At 38.1% G+C, this 14535-nt stretch carries 14 protein-coding genes and 1 tRNA gene; 7 read left to right on the top strand and 8 right to left on the bottom strand.

The genetic code is table 11. The features are described 5' to 3' along the window. Positions 1–100: 100 nt before the first annotated feature. The 4 genes from AB3G38_RS07860 to AB3G38_RS07845 form a co-directional block, all read right to left on the bottom strand. A complete protein-coding gene (locus AB3G38_RS07860; RefSeq protein ID WP_367867942.1) occupies positions 101–289 on the bottom strand; it encodes a hypothetical protein in 189 nt (62 codons plus the stop codon). 16 nt (positions 290–305) lie between these two features. Continuing rightward, positions 306–803, bottom strand: a complete 498-nt coding sequence (locus AB3G38_RS07855) for a DUF892 family protein (RefSeq protein ID WP_367867941.1) — start codon at positions 801–803, stop codon at positions 306–308. 38 nt (positions 804–841) lie between these two features. After that, positions 842–1030: a hypothetical protein gene (locus AB3G38_RS07850; RefSeq protein WP_367867940.1), complete on the bottom strand. Its 189-nt coding sequence runs from the start codon at positions 1028–1030 to the stop codon at positions 842–844. Positions 1031–1105: 75 nt separating this feature from the next. Further along, positions 1106–2068, bottom strand: coding sequence for a glycosyltransferase (locus tag AB3G38_RS07845; protein WP_367867939.1), 963 nt, complete (start codon positions 2066–2068; stop codon positions 1106–1108). A gap of 307 nt (positions 2069–2375) precedes the next feature. Here AB3G38_RS07845 and AB3G38_RS07840 point away from each other — a divergent pair, with 307 nt between their 5' ends. Continuing rightward, positions 2376–3677 (top strand): trehalase family glycosidase, encoded by a 1302-nt coding sequence (locus tag AB3G38_RS07840; protein WP_367867938.1) that lies wholly within the window; start codon positions 2376–2378, stop codon positions 3675–3677. 191 nt (positions 3678–3868) lie between these two features. On the opposite strand, the gene AB3G38_RS07835 is transcribed toward AB3G38_RS07840, so the two are convergent. From AB3G38_RS07835 to AB3G38_RS07825, 3 genes are all read right to left on the bottom strand, one after another. After that, complete coding sequence (locus AB3G38_RS07835; protein WP_367867937.1) at positions 3869–4081, bottom strand: hypothetical protein; 213 nt, start codon at positions 4079–4081, stop codon at positions 3869–3871. A gap of 807 nt (positions 4082–4888) precedes the next feature. Next, positions 4889–5491 carry a zeta toxin family protein gene (locus AB3G38_RS07830; RefSeq protein WP_367867936.1) on the bottom strand — a complete coding sequence of 201 codons (603 nt, stop codon included), beginning with the start codon at positions 5489–5491 and terminating at the stop codon, positions 4889–4891. A gap of 4 nt (positions 5492–5495) precedes the next feature. Next, complete coding sequence (locus AB3G38_RS07825) at positions 5496–5741, bottom strand: hypothetical protein (protein WP_367867935.1); 246 nt, start codon at positions 5739–5741, stop codon at positions 5496–5498. A gap of 225 nt (positions 5742–5966) precedes the next feature. Between AB3G38_RS07825 and AB3G38_RS07820 the strand changes: the two genes are divergently transcribed. Beyond that, a complete protein-coding gene (locus AB3G38_RS07820) occupies positions 5967–6320 on the top strand; it encodes a transposase (RefSeq protein ID WP_367867934.1) in 354 nt (117 codons plus the stop codon). Next, positions 6313–7296 (top strand): transposase, encoded by a 984-nt coding sequence (locus AB3G38_RS07815; protein ID WP_367867933.1) that lies wholly within the window; start codon positions 6313–6315, stop codon positions 7294–7296. The genes AB3G38_RS07820 and AB3G38_RS07815 overlap by 8 nt, the downstream gene beginning before the upstream one ends. A 193-nt stretch (positions 7297–7489) precedes the next feature. On the opposite strand, the gene AB3G38_RS07810 is transcribed toward AB3G38_RS07815, so the two are convergent. Beyond that, positions 7490–7563: transfer RNA gene (locus AB3G38_RS07810), tRNA-Asp, on the bottom strand. Between the two features lie 549 nt (positions 7564–8112). Here AB3G38_RS07810 and AB3G38_RS07805 point away from each other — a divergent pair. The 4 genes from AB3G38_RS07805 to AB3G38_RS07790 all read left to right on the top strand — a co-directional run bounded on the left by AB3G38_RS07805 (position 8113) and on the right by AB3G38_RS07790 (position 14177). Then, positions 8113–9294, top strand: a complete 1182-nt coding sequence (locus AB3G38_RS07805; RefSeq protein ID WP_367867932.1) for an aspartyl/asparaginyl beta-hydroxylase domain-containing protein — start codon at positions 8113–8115, stop codon at positions 9292–9294. Positions 9295–9304: 10 nt separating this feature from the next. Next, on the top strand, positions 9305–10312 hold the full coding sequence (locus tag AB3G38_RS07800) for a phytanoyl-CoA dioxygenase family protein (protein WP_367867931.1): 1008 nt from the start codon (positions 9305–9307) through the stop codon (positions 10310–10312). Between the two features lie 220 nt (positions 10313–10532). Continuing rightward, complete coding sequence (locus AB3G38_RS07795; RefSeq protein ID WP_367867930.1) at positions 10533–12932, top strand: FtsX-like permease family protein; 2400 nt, start codon at positions 10533–10535, stop codon at positions 12930–12932. A gap of 678 nt (positions 12933–13610) precedes the next feature. Continuing rightward, positions 13611–14177: a transcription termination/antitermination protein NusG gene (locus AB3G38_RS07790; protein WP_367867929.1), complete on the top strand. Its 567-nt coding sequence runs from the start codon at positions 13611–13613 to the stop codon at positions 14175–14177. Positions 14178–14535: the final 358 nt, after the last annotated feature.

Raw genomic sequence — 14535 nt, 5'->3', positions numbered from 1 at the left:
GTGGCCCAATAACCTTCGCCATAAAGCAATCTGGCCAATGCAGCTGGCTTCCCGGTGTGAATCAGGCAATTTAAGGGTGCGATCAGGCCATAGTTTGTTTTTAATTTTTCTTTTGGTCAGGGTTTACCCGTTTGCGTATATTTTCTTCAGCTTGCTTAACCTCGTCTTTTTCAGCAAGAGGTTCCTGAGTTTTCAATCTGCCTGTTTTAGGCTTGTCTGGTTTTGAACTTCCGGCTTTGGCCATTGCCTTATCGGTATCAGTGCCGGTGATCCTTTTTCTTTTTCCCATGGTGATTAAATTAATGTTAAGGAGTCATAACCATTAAAGTTATGCTGGCTAATTCTGTGTCTGCCTGCCATTTCTCTTTTAATGTAGCGAGCAATATCTCTTTAATAAAATGATGATGCCATTGTTCTGCAAACGTGACCATAGACTCATAACCGGCCATTTCATATTGATTGATTTTCTGCATGATCATCAGTATAGCAGTATCAGTTACCTGTGCATTCTGATCTGTATGTTCAATTAATAATCCTGCCTCTATGATGAGGCCTGCCATACCCTGGCATTTTCGTGCTTTTGGCTGCTGCTTTAATCTTTCAAAGATATCTTTGAGCCGTTGAACATGAACTACAGTTTTATCCAGATAGCTATGGAGCATTGATTTCAGGCTATCGTTTTCAGCGACGAGCGTTAATGAATACAGTAATTTTAACAGGTGCTCACTGGCCCATAACATTTCTTCCAATTCTGCTGTGAAGAGCTGATGAAACTGGGTCGTTTTATCTGTAGATTCTGTCATTGGGTTGATATTTAATGAAAATTTCAGTTTTGGGTTAATCAGGCAATGAAAATATCCGGTATATTCTTTTTCGGAACCCCTTGCCTGTGCGATCCTGCAGATTTGTTTTTACCCCAGTCCCAATCTTCTCTGAAATCTTCATCCGCGTGAAAATAATATCCGCGTTTACGGTAAGAATCCGCGTTTATCGTATCAGATTTTTCTTTCTCTTTGTTCTTTGTTTTCATAATATCGTCAGTTTTAATTTGGATTTCCGGGCTATAACAACCTGTTTTATAAATAGTTTGTCATAAATTAATATTCTACCGGCTATGAGGTTGCAGCATCAGCGGCCTTATGATATCTAATATTGATTTTTCCTGTTTAGCCATGGAATATTTTTCTAATATGTATTCAGAAGCTCGTTTTCCAATTTGTAATGTGCCAAAGTAATTGGTCGTATATTGTTCTATAACTTTATTTACTTGTTCTGCATATTCAATCAGATTTGATTGTTCTATGCTATAACTTAACTCTTTTTTGAAGAACTCTTTTCCTCCCTGACCATGATATCCGATAACGATACATCCGCAAGCCATTGCTTCGGCAGGAGGAAGGCCAAAACTTTCCTGATAACTAAAAGATAAAAAGATGGCAGATTCTCTCAATATTTCAGCACATTCCTCATAAGGCATTTCATCAATGATTTTGATTTCAAAATCATTTAATTTATGATTAGTTTTTAGCAAACATTCGAGAAAAAGGGCATCTTCCCTTTGTTTTCTTGGCATTACTGAAATTATTTTTTTCTTATTTGGTTGAAAGTAGAATAGTTTGTCGTTTATCCCATAATAAAATCTGCCTAATTTAATTCCTGGAAATAATCTGCTTAATACATTAACATCATAGTCTGACGCTACAATTGTCTGTACTACATCCGGATGAAAATAAGCTTTTCTGACATCTGAAAAATTACCATGGATGAAGGGTTTGAAAGTCTTGAAGGAATTCTGATTAAATATTATTTTCCTGACTCCGGGGAAAATGGTTAATACTTTATCTGCCATAACTTCAGGAATAATTAATAAATCATCTTGTGTAATCTGGACTGATTTAAATTCTGTTGTCTTTGTTGAATGCGTAAACCAATCCAGGCCCGGGTTCGTATTATAAATTATAAAACTCTCGATGTTATTTGCATTTAACGTATCTACAAACTGATATAACCTCATTACTCCGCCAGATGGGGCAGTATTTCTTGTTCCTAATACATATACTATACCCATACTTTCTACTTTTAATTATTAATTTTCATTGCGGTTAAAACTAGAAATATAAAAATAAAATAAGGTGGACAAAGGTTACAAAATCATAGCTGATGATAGCTGATCAGCGTTCAGGAACGGTAAGGAAATTATCAAATTGAGTCTTTATTTTTGCCCGGAAGGTATCTTCATACTTAAAATGATTTTATCTGAAAATACATACTGAAGATTATATGAATAATTGTAACTATAAGTAACAGACTCTAAAGGATAGCTAATTGTAATTTCAATGGTAATTTTGTCACTGACTGAAATGATTCAATTGAGTATGATAACAAATTTAAGGAAGGTAAGCAGAGCTGAAACCGGCAGAATATGGCGTTTAGCTTTACTCACCTGTGTAATATTTATAGCTGCTCTTCAGCATGCAAATGCTCAAAAAATAAAATTCCGCTTTAAAACTGATACGGCACTTTTGAATCTCCGTAAAAAGCTTTTTGTAGAGGATTCTTTAATGAAAAAAGGAATTATGCAGGATCAGGATACGAAGAAAAATTATTTTACAGGATATAATTATAAAACTTTATATGATTGGGATCAATATTTTGAATCAATAGTTCAACTGTATATGGGGAAACCTTCTACCTGTATAATTAATGGGGTGACTATTTTTCTTGATCATCAACGTGCTGATGGATTGATTGTCAGAGCAGTACCTGAAAATAGAAAACGCAACGAGCATGTCAAGCCGTTCCTATGCCAGATAGCGTTGCTTGTTTTCGATAATTATCATGAAACTGCATGGCTGAATGAATTCTATTTTCAACGCCTGCAAAAATATCTTGATTATTGGCTGATCCAGATGGATGGAGATCAAAATGGATTAAGTGAATGGATGAGCGCGCCGCATACTGGAATGGATAATCAGCATGAGCGGGCGGGCTGGTGGTTTGACAGAAAAAGTGAAGGGGTTGATTTGAATTGTTATCTGGTAAAGGAATTGCGTGCATTTGCAACTATAGCTGAAAGATCAGGCAAAAAAAACGTTGCCCATATTTACCGGTTAAAAGCTGACCGAAAGGCAGAGTTAATAAGAACCAGGTTATGGGATGAAAAAACTGGTTTTTTTTATGATCATCAATATAAAGGTAACGCACTTATCTCTGTTAAAAGTATAGCTGGTTTTGCGCCTTTATGGGCTGGAATAGCTAGTAAAAAGCAAGCGCGCAGAATTATTTATGATCAGCTGATGAATCCGCAGGAATTTTGGAGTACATGGCCGGTACCTGCCCTGGCAAGATCAGAACCCGGCTATTCAGAGACCTTGTTAAAAGATGATTTAGGATGTAGCTGGCGCGCAAATACCTGGATACCTACAAACTATATGCTTTACCATTCTTTAAAGTATTATGGCTATCATGAGTTAGCGTCAATTATAGCATTTAAAACCCATGAGCTATTAAAAAAATCAGGAAATCGTGAATATTATCATTCTGAATCAGGAACAGGCGTTGGTTTAGATCCATTTTGGGGATGGAGTTTATTGGGCCATTTCTTCCTGTACGAAGATAAGTCTTCTTTTGATATAACCAGATTTAGCAGGGATGGGATTAACTTAAATTTGCAGTAGATTTTTAAGATCAGAAGGAATGCGATCAAGTCATAAACATGTGGATCAGGGATTAAATTTCAAGTTTTGGGTTTGATATTTTTTGAGTTCAAATCAGGTGGTTACGATTCTTTAATCAGCTGATTACTTCCTGATTTTATAGTTCAATTTATCCTTATTAAACGCTCCTGATTACTTTGATAAGAGATCGGTCAACGCTTGAGCGGAATTCTCAGGGGCAGGAAAGATCCTGATTTTTCCAGGCTGGCTACTTTGCCGAAAGTTCTCTGATGCCTTTGGGTTTCCATTGTTTGTTTCCTTTTGCCCGGTACAGAACTTTTGAAACAACCTGTACGCCAAACTGCTGCTTTAAAAATGAAATCGCCCAGGATTCCCTTTGAAATTTTACCCGTTAAACTTCCCATAATAAATAAATGCTTTTCACCAATTTAAGCTATTAGCGTTAAAGATTATCCTGATGCGTAAAAAATGTCGGCAATTGTCCCCAGCTGTCTGCAATTGTCCGCTTTGTCCATGGGTTAGTCAAAGGGAAAATTATAATTTCATTCATCTTCAACTAGTTCTGGTTTGGTTGTGCCTGAATAGAGGTCGGGATGACACCAGGTTGTAAACGGGCTGTAAGCATGCCAGGTCTAAGTCATTTCAACTAGTTGTTTTGACTTAGAGTTGCCATGCTCTCGCGTTACTTTAGCACTGCTCTTACCCTAACGAGTACTCAGGCAGTACTCGGACAGTACCCGGGCAGTACCCGGCCGATATAGATTTATTATTTAGCTATTTTGAATTTATTTACGAACAGCCCGGCCTTGTTTCGTTTGAGTCATTCCCAGGCAAATTGAAAGCTTTCAGCGCAACTTCCAGCGGCATAAGAGTATCCGTGGCAGCAAAGATTTTCTGTTTAGCTTGTCAAAATTTATGCTTAAAAAAGAGCCTGATCCACAAGTTTATGACTTGATCCACGGAATACTGATGAAAATAGAGGTATGTAAAACAAAAAAAACACTTTAATCATATGATTAAAGTGTTTTTTGTTATTTCAAGATTTACATCTTGCGGACCGGACGGGACTTTATGAAAGTAGGTTATTGGCCTTTAAATGACGTTTTTTAAGCTTTTGCGATTTTGACTCATGAATTACTCACTAAAATCATTTACAAAATAGCTGCAATGCTATGATACTAATATACGGATAATATTAAACACACTAGCGACTATAATCTCTCCAGCAATGGCGCCACCCATTCAGGATAGCTCTTTATTTCAAGATGTAACCGACCATCCAGAATGTACAATATCTCCCTTGGAATGACGGGCTCGGCAATATCGGCAATGGCATTGTCATACAATGTTACAGAATCGAACTCATGAAAATGTTTGTAGAGATTTTTGAAGCCATGTTCATAATTATAGCGAATGGAAGGTTCTGCAACCTTGTGACCACCCAACCTGACCCTATGCTCGACACGCTGTATGGATTCCTCAATTGAATTAAGCCCCATAAAAATAAGATGTATCTCATATCCTGCATGGCGGAACTCATTTGCTGTTTCCATTGGATTTGAGGCACTGAAGTTTGTCTCAAATGCGTAGCTTTTCCGCTCAGCAATGGCTTTTAATTTTTCTACTTTAAAAACCTGCTCGTTGACCGCATTTGACAACACGTCGCTTCCTGTTTCTGGATATTTTTTAGCAAACTCGGTTAGATGCTTATCTCCATCAAAGACTGTATAGTCCGATTCCGTAAGTTTGCTGGAGAAAAGACTTTTGCCAGATCCATTTGGTCCTGCAACTATAAAAAGCCTCAAATTATCCATAGGTTCAGGCAAGCTCTCTTAATACACTTTCCTTCGAATTTTCCTGGTTCTGTGAAATAAGGAATTTCTTTCCATTGGGATACTGATGGATAAAGAAGTTAGGCTGGATGCATAGGTTGTTCCTATATACGAAAGGTTTCTGCATATCTATGGTTAATTGAACAATCTCATTCAATGCACTCTTAAGACGTAATTCACGTTCCGATTTAGATAACTCAAATATGAGCCGATGTTTTTTATTGGTGGCCATAATATTGAACTGATATATGCAAATATACAACAATTGCCGTGAATTAAAGTTTATCAGCAAAGTTCTAAAGGCTCCAAATCGTATAATTTAATGCCTCTGTCTGAAATGTATTAGGTTGCGGAGTTATTAGTGGAAGGAAATAAATTCTTTCTGTTCAGGTTCTATAAAATTTATGCTTAAATTTTATACCCCCAAGAATTCCGCTTGATCCCGAAAATTTTCATTTTGAGTCAAGCCGAGCAAACCCTGATTAGTTTATTATTACCGGAAGGTATTCTGGATTATTTTGAATTAACGCAAGTAGAAAAAGAAGGTAAGATGTTGAATATCTACCTCGAAGAAAAAAATATAGCGCCTGATGGCTACCTAAGTAAAGACCTTGAGTCCAAAGGATTCTTTCCAGAGGTCAGTATTCAAGATTTCCCAATTCGTGGCCAGAAAGTGGCTTTATGTATTAAACGGCGTCGCTGGACGGTTAAAAACACAAGCGAAATCATTAGCAGGGATTGGGATTTAGTAAGAAAGGGGGCACGAATGACAACAGAATTCGGTCTTTTTTTAAAAGGAATATTTGGATAATCACCCAATCAGCTGCTATCATCTAGGTCATTACTTTCAGATAGACGGCAAACAGCTGCAAGAACAATACAAAGAGCATATCAGTGATTATAATGGCTGGGAGCAGAAAGATCATGCAGATCAGTGGATGTTGTTCATAAAGAATGTCAGTCCATATTTGAGTATCGACGAAACAGCTTTATCCAACGGCGAGCTCTATACCATAGTCACTAATAAAGGAGCAAAAGGGCGTAAAGGTGCGATTGTAGCGATGATCAAAGGGACAGTAGCCGAAGATATCATAAATGTACTGAAGAAAATTCCGGAAAGGCTTCGCAAAAAGGTACAGGAAGTCACCATGGATATGGCTGCAAACATGCAGTTGGCAATCAGGAGATGTTTTACCAATGCACATAGGGTTATTGATCGTTTTCATGTTCAAAAACTCGCTTATGATGCTGTACAGGAATGCAGGATCAAATATCGTTGGGAAGCTTTGGATGCAGAAAACGAAGCTATCAAACAAGCAAAAAAGAACAAAACCATATTCCATGGGGAGGTGCTTTCCAATGGAGATACGCTAAAGCAACTACTGGCCAGAAGCAGATATTTGTTGTTTAAACACCACAGCAAATGGACCCAGGTTCAGCAGAATCGGGCAGAACTACTTTTTGAGCGCTATCCCGAGTTAAAAAAGGCGTATAAACTATCTCTTAGATTAGGTGAAATATTCAAGGTATGTAAAAGCAAGGAGCAGGCGTTTAAAAGACTGGCATTGTGGTATAATGATGTGGAAGATGCTGCAATAGAAGCATTCAGAACAGTATCCAGATCTATACAGGCACATTATTTATTTATCCTGAATTTCTTTACTAACAGATCAACCAACGCGTCCGCTGAGTCATTCAATGCTAAAGTGAAGGCTTTCAGGGCAACTTCCAGGGGCGTAAGAGATGTCAAATTCTTTCTGTTCAGACTTTCTAAAATCTATGCTTAACTTCCTTCCCCCCCAAGAATTCCGCTTGATCCAATTTTCGTTTGGTTTAAGAATGCAAAAGAAAGAATTTATTTCCTTCCCCCCAAGAATTCCGCTTGATCCGAAAAATTGAATATTTCCAGAAGTCTGTATATCAAAAAAGCCTTCAATCGTGTGATTAAAGGCTTTTTAATTTGTTTTACTACTTTTTATGCGGACCGGACGGGACTCGAACCCGCGACCTCCGCCGTGACAGGGCGGCATTCTAACCAGCTGAACTACCGGTCCGTTCTCCTTTTGCATAACTTACATAAATGTTTGTTTAGATGCGCTTGGGGCTGCAAATATACACGGTTTAATTAAAAAACAGCCTAAAAATTACTTATTTTCAAATATCTTATATAACTCGTTGGCTATGAGTGTGATTTATTGTAATTTTTTTCTGATACTCTTTCGCTACCCAGTATTTGCAGCTTCGCCATAATTTTATCGACACTGCTGAGCGTTTTAACCGTGCAACTACTATCTACGTTAATAAAAGGCCATAAAGTGATTGGATGTTCATTTTTTAAGAATGATGCATCCTTTTCTGGTGAATTTATAAGCTGAATCTGACCTGGAGAAGTGATCAATAGCGTGTCACTCTCCAGGTTTTTTTAAGCAATTGCGGCATTTCCGGACAAGTTACTCCAATGTGGTTTATGTCTGCAGCTCATATGTTTCTTTAAATGACAGCTCAACAAGTTTGAAATAATATTTTATATTGTGGTATTTCAATATTAACTTGTATGCACAGAACTGACAGCTATATTTTCGTTGGTTAATTGTTAATATACTATGATTGTTTGTGCTAAAGTACCGGTGTTTCCTGAATATGCTATGATGAATCAGGAGCTTAAATCTGCTTCTCTGCATTGGAATAATCATTTTAACAGTGGTAACTATGAAGGTAGCTGGACAGTATTGCCGCTAAGATCAGTTGAGGGACGGGATACTATTATTCCGGGATTAACAGGAAATGATATTTTCGCAGATCATCCGAATATGGATATGTTCCCTTCTGTCCGAAAGCTACTGGATACTTTTCAGTGTACGGTCAAATCTGTAAGATTATTAAATCTGGCGGCCGGGGCAGTAATCAAGCCGCATTGCGATTATGAACTTTCATTTGAACAGGGAGAAGCAAGACTGCATATTCCCCTGATTACGAACCCGGATGTTGAATTTTATGTTCAGGATCAGCGGGTAACCATGCAGCCGGGAGAATGCTGGTATATGAATGCCAACCTGCGGCATCAGGTTACCAATAGAGGAAAAACAGACCGGATACACCTGGTCATAGATTGTGAAGTAAATACCTGGTTAGGGGAACTGATCAATTCAGCCGGTTATATTAGTCATATACCGGATTATAGCCAGCAGCAGCTTCTTGATATGATTTGTGAATTAAGAGATCAGGATACGGTAACAGCGAATCAGCTGGCTGATGAGTTTGAAAAGCAATACAATCAATATCAGCCTTTACCACAGATTCTATCATTCTTACAAATGATCGGGCTGGCCTATCAGCTGGAAACAATTGAAGGAGATACTTTTCTACCCGGTCTTAAATTACGGAATGGTACTTTGGTGATCGACACCAGGCGATTGCGTTATCCGGGTGATGTGTTACATGAAGCAGGTCATCTTGCCTGTATGCCACCGGATATCAGGCTAAATATGAATGATAATCTGGAAGATTGTGATCTGCACAGGGGCGGGGAAATGATGGCTATTGCCTGGTCATATGCAGCCTGTATTTTTCTTAAAATAGATCCTGAAATTGTATTCCATGTTGATGGATATAAGGGGGCAGGGCAAAATCTAATTCAGAACTTTAATGCGGGGAGTGTCATTGGTTTACCATTGTTACAATGGTATGGGATGTGTTATGATCAATCAACTGCAGACGCGTCCGGAGATCAGCCTTTTCCGCATATGATCAGCTGGATATGCAGAAAACAACCTGTAATATTTTAAATCATTTATTATGCTTTCAACTTCATTAACGCCTTCACAGGAAACAGGAAAATTACAGGTTATGCACCTGAAACGATTTTGGGAAAAGTCTTTACTTAAAAGGGAAGGCAAAGTAATTCATGGTGAGCTTAAAAAGGAGTGGAGGCTAGATAAAATCCTGATGTCTGCATTAGGGCTGGGACTGGAGCAGACTTCTGTTTACTTATTTGAAACTGTACCCGGTTTTGAAGAATTTGAAGACTGGATTATTGAAACAGCAGGTATGCCTGTGCCTGAAACTATTGCCCGTTATAATAATGAATTTGGTGGAAATTTGTTAAATAAAGATATTCCTGATGTACTGAGCGATGAGCAGCTTAAATCTTGGGACCAAAACGGATACCTCATTCTAAAAAATGCTGTTTCTAAAAAAGAATGTGATGAAACAATTGAAGTCATCTGCCAGTCTATAAAAGTAAAGAGAGAAGAGCCCGGAACATGGTATCAGCATCATGCTTCCCGGCAGGGAATTATGGTGCAGTTATTTCAGCACCCTGTAATTCAAAAAAACAGGGAGTCGGCTATTATCCGACAGGCATATGAACAACTCTGGAACCGTACAGATTTATGGTGTACAGCTGACCGTGTAGGCTTTAATCCACCCGAAACAGCTGAATGGAGATTTCCAGGACCTCATCTGCATTGGGATGTAAGTTTAAGTTTACCTGTTCCCTTTGGTTTACAGGGGATACTTTACCTGGCCGATACAGCATCAAATCAGGGTGCTTTAACAGTTGTTCCGGGTTTCCAGAACAGGATAGAGAACTGGATGAGTGAACTGCCGGCAGGTGCTAATCCAAGACAACAGGATCTTCATGCACTGGGTAGTTTCCCTATTGCAGCCGATGCCGGCGATTTTATCATCTGGCATCACGCTTTACCGCATGGCAGCAGTCCTAATACTTCACAAAAACCAAGGTTTGTTCAGTATATTAATTATGAGCCTTTAAATCTTTTTGAGGCTGAGGAATGGATTTGATAACCGGATTCTTTCTTTACAACGCTCATTGATTAAAAAAACACTGTATCATCAATTGATGATATTGGATGTCCATTACTGTACATAGAGCTGTTCAGAAACGAACAGCATACCCTGGTTGTTTTGTGTATCTGATTGCAAAACAGGGTGTTATTGTGTGTTAAACCTGTGGTATGAAAATGGTATAGTAATTCATTAATCAGATTTAAATCATCCCACTATGTTTAAGCTAAACTTTAAAGTAGCCCTTCGTAACCTTTGGAAAAATAAAGGCTTTGCCATGATTAACATCGGGGGTTTAGCTATTGGTTTAACCTGCTGCCTTTTGTTACTCCTTTATGTAAATTATCAGTGGGGATATGATAAACAGTTCAAAGATATAGACCGGATTTATGGCGTACCCAAACATGCGGCTAATACTGCTGGTTTTGATCGTACGCTGGGGCCACTGGACAATGGTCTGCCCGCAACACTGGCCATGGAGGCACAAGAAAAAATACAAGGTGCTGAAGCAGTAAGTCGTTTGATAAATATTTACAAGTTAGTTAATTACAAGGGTAATAGTTTCAAGATTAAAACATGGGCTGTTGACCCCCAGTTCTTACAAATATTTGATTATAAATTTATAAAAGGGAATGCGCAAACCGCTTTTGCAGATCCGAAATCAATATTGATCACGGCAAAAATGGCCAGTAAGTTTTTTGGGAAAGCCAACCCGATAGGACAGATCATCAAGTGGGATAACCGGGAAGGGCTCAAAGTAACGGCTGTCATTGAAGATTTACCTGGTAATCAAACTATACAATTTGAAGCATTAACCACATGGGCTTTCTTCCTGATGGATAATCCCAGGTTTAAGGATTTGGGCTGGTCCTCAGGATATACTAATACTGTTATTAAATTAAAAGATAACAAGTACTTTGAGTCGGCCGATGCCACTTTAAGAAAAATGATCATTGAACATTCAGCAGATAAACACGATCGTACCGAAGCCTTTCTGTTCCCTTTCAGTAAAACACATTTGTATACGCAATTTGAAAACGGAAAATCAGTTGGCGGAAAGATCGGTCAGGTCAAATTATTTCTTTTCCTGGCTTGCTGTGTTTTGGCTATCGCATGTATTAATTATATGAACCTTTCCACGGCAAGATCTGAAAAAAGGGCAAGGGAAGTAGGGGTAAGAAAGGCTTTGGGATCTACCAGGAAAGCTATTGCCGGACAATTTATGGTAGAATCATTGGTACTCTCATTTATCGCCATGGCATTTGCTTTCGTTATGCTCGAATTTTGCCTTCCCTATTTCAACCATCTGCTCGATATTGAAATGACCATTAATTATAAATCCATACCATTCTGGTCGGCTTTATTGTCCCTGATTCTGCTTACAGGGGTTCTGGCCGGCAGTTATCCATCGTTTTACCTCTCTTCATTTGTACCCGTAAAAGTTTTGAAAGGCTTTACTGGAGTTGGAAAAACATCTTTGCCTATCCGTAAGATATTGGTTGTTGTACAATTTGGCTGCTCGGTTTGTATGATCATCTGCGCCATCATTATTTATAAACAGATCAGCTATATCAGGAGTAAGCCTTTAGGATTTAATAAAGAAAACCTCGTGGAGCTGGAAGCTACCGGAGAGTTCAGTAAACCTGGAAAACGGGAGGTATTCAGGAGAGAACTGATCAGATCGGGAGCTGTCCTTTCTGCAACGGATTATTCTACAGGATTAACAAATTATGGTAATAATTCTTCGGATGTCACCTGGCCCGGAAATAATGACAACTGGAAATATACATGGAATAACAGGGTCACCGGGTACGATTTTATCAAAACTATCGGCGCTGAATTATTATCGGGCAGAGATTTCGCCAGGGAATTTGGTACAGACACCAGCAGCGTGTTATTGAACGAAAGTGCGGTTAGAGTAATGGGGTTGAAAAATCCAGTGGGAACCATGATTACTAAAGCTGGAAGTCCGTATAAGATCATTGGCGTTATCAAAGATTACAGCTATGAGTCGCCAGCTTATAAAGTATCACCTACTCTTACCTTTCTGGGGACAGCTGCCACACCGAAAAGAGAAGTTTATGTAGCGCTGCTGAGGTTAAATCCTGCACAGAATTTGAGTACTTCTATACAAATGATCAAGAATCTGAGTTTAAAAATGAACCCGGCATATCCTGTGGAGTTATACTTCGTGCACAAAGAAATGGAGGACAAACTGGCCAATGAGCATTTATTGAGCGTCTTATCGAATTTATTTGGAGGGTTTGCCATTTTGATTTCCTGTCTTGGATTATTGGGGCTGGCTTTATATATGGCAGAACAAAGAAGCAAAGAAATCAGTATCCGGAAAGTATTGGGCGCAAACCTGAGCCAATTATTGGTCCTGTTGAATAAAGACTTCATGAAACTGGTACTAATCTCCAATTTAATCGCCTGTCCGCTGGCTTATATCATAAGTTATCAATGGATACAGCAATTTGATTACCGGGCGGAAATAACATTATGGCCGATGATAGCTACGGTAGGATTGTCGATAAGTGTTGCGCTGCTTACCGTTAGCTTACAGATTTTTAAAGTTGTGAGGGCAAATCCTGTTGATGCGTTAAAATATGAATAAGCTTTAAATCTACCAGTTTCGATCAACCACAAGCCTTTCAATAACTTTTTTACTGACAGTTTTCTAACTGTTTTTGCTATTATGCTACTTGAGTATAAGAATTGAAATTCCTTTTCTTTATCACAGTTTAGTAAAACGAATGCTGCCATTCCGACTAAAGAGAATGCTGGGACCTTTCATTTTATAGCTCATGGCGGTTCGATTAGGGTGGCTGTAATCACAAATTTATATGTATTACCTTATCCACCTATTGACAACAGTAAGTTATTTACATGGTGGAAGTGTCAATGTAACACACAGGTAAGAGGGAGGCCCTTCATTCAAAAACTATAAAGCAAAAAAAATGTTGCCTGATAATAAAAACACTTATCTGTAAAGGCCTTCAATAGATGTCAAATAAATTTTATTTCATTATGTAATAAAAATTAGAAATTAATTGCTAATAAAATTCTATAATATAAAATAACTAACTATATTGCAGTACAGAGTTAATCATAGAGTGCAATATTTTTCTGATATTATCATTTCTAATAAGGTTAAAAAAAATTAATTTTTACAGATAATTATCTATTTTTTGTGGCTCAACGTAGCGATAGCTCTTTCTTTTGAATATATATTATTCTTATGGGCAATAAATTTGTTTATTAATTATAATAATATAATTTCATATATTTTCTTATGAAGAACTTTAATAGCGGCTGGTATGTTGTTTATACGAGGTCGCGTTACGAAAAAAAAATATGCAACCAGCTAACTGAAAGAGGAATTGAATACTTTTTTCCTGTTAATAAAATACTTAAAGTATGGAGTGACAGGAAAAAATATATGGATGCGCCACTGTTTCCCTCTTATGTTTTTATTTACTTAAAGGATATAGAATCTATGTACAAGGTATTGGAAATAGATGGGGTAGTATCTTATATCAGATCAGGGAAGGAAATAGTACGGGTTACCGAGAAAGTGATTGATGATCTGAAACTGATTTTTAAGAATGATAAAGAGATTTCAGTTTCTGAACGGTATTTTGAGTCTGGGCAGAAAGTGGTTATTCATCATGGGCCACTAACAGGACTTGATTGCGAAATAGTAGAGTGCTATGGAGAACATAAAATACTGGTTAGGGTAAGTTTTCTTAAACGGAGTATCATTCTATCCTTATTACCTGAACAGCTCACGCCTGAAAATAGGAATGCCGTACCAGCCCGTACTCATCTGCATCAGAACGCGGTATGTATTAACTTCTAGTCTTAACTAGAGTGCCCCTGTTAAGAAATGATTTTTGGCTGGCCGAAAATGGTTTTTCCGGGAGGGGGAATGTATTTTGACGGCGATGCTCAGAGTGATTGACAATACCTTAAAATTTAATTTGCAAGGGCAATGTGCTCTATGACCCTGCTCAACATACGCCTGTAAGCTGCTGGCTTATTAATGCTGCAAAAAAACTGTTTATATCAACTGTAACACCCGCGCTGCTCAACTCATATTTACCTGTAACTGCTCCTTTCAATTTATACTTCTTCGCTTTTACCCGAATCACAAACAGCTGGTACGCTGTTTTGATAAAGCCATGCTGCTTTAATCAAATCAAGCTATCCAGGCCCTG

It is taken from the genome of Pedobacter sp. WC2423 (genome assembly GCF_040822065.1).
Classification (GTDB): Bacteria; Bacteroidota; Bacteroidia; order Sphingobacteriales; family Sphingobacteriaceae; genus Pedobacter.
Note: the sequence above shows the minus strand (reverse complement) of the source record. Positions and strands in the feature narration are given on the sequence as shown.

Bases quoted from the DNA above. Each gene is read 5' to 3' on its own strand.
- AB3G38_RS07860 (WP_367867942.1), bottom strand. From the start codon at position 289: ATGGGAAAAAGAAAAAGGATCACCGGCACTGATACCGATAAGGCAATG.
- AB3G38_RS07855 (WP_367867941.1), bottom strand. From the start codon at position 803: ATGACAGAATCTACAGATAAAACGACCCAGTTTCATCAGCTCTTCACA.
- AB3G38_RS07850 (WP_367867940.1), bottom strand. From the start codon at position 1,030: ATGAAAACAAAGAACAAAGAGAAAGAAAAATCTGATACGATAAACGCG.
- AB3G38_RS07845 (WP_367867939.1), bottom strand. From the start codon at position 2,068: ATGGGTATAGTATATGTATTAGGAACAAGAAATACTGCCCCATCTGGC.
- AB3G38_RS07840 (WP_367867938.1), top strand. From the start codon at position 2,376: ATGATAACAAATTTAAGGAAGGTAAGCAGAGCTGAAACCGGCAGAATA.
- AB3G38_RS07835 (WP_367867937.1), bottom strand. From the start codon at position 4,081: ATGGGAAGTTTAACGGGTAAAATTTCAAAGGGAATCCTGGGCGATTTC.
- AB3G38_RS07830 (WP_367867936.1), bottom strand. From the start codon at position 5,491: ATGGATAATTTGAGGCTTTTTATAGTTGCAGGACCAAATGGATCTGGC.
- AB3G38_RS07825 (WP_367867935.1), bottom strand. From the start codon at position 5,741: ATGGCCACCAATAAAAAACATCGGCTCATATTTGAGTTATCTAAATCG.
- AB3G38_RS07805 (WP_367867932.1), top strand. From the start codon at position 8,113: ATGATTGTTTGTGCTAAAGTACCGGTGTTTCCTGAATATGCTATGATG.
- AB3G38_RS07800 (WP_367867931.1), top strand. From the start codon at position 9,305: ATGCTTTCAACTTCATTAACGCCTTCACAGGAAACAGGAAAATTACAG.
- AB3G38_RS07795 (WP_367867930.1), top strand. From the start codon at position 10,533: ATGTTTAAGCTAAACTTTAAAGTAGCCCTTCGTAACCTTTGGAAAAAT.
- AB3G38_RS07790 (WP_367867929.1), top strand. From the start codon at position 13,611: ATGAAGAACTTTAATAGCGGCTGGTATGTTGTTTATACGAGGTCGCGT.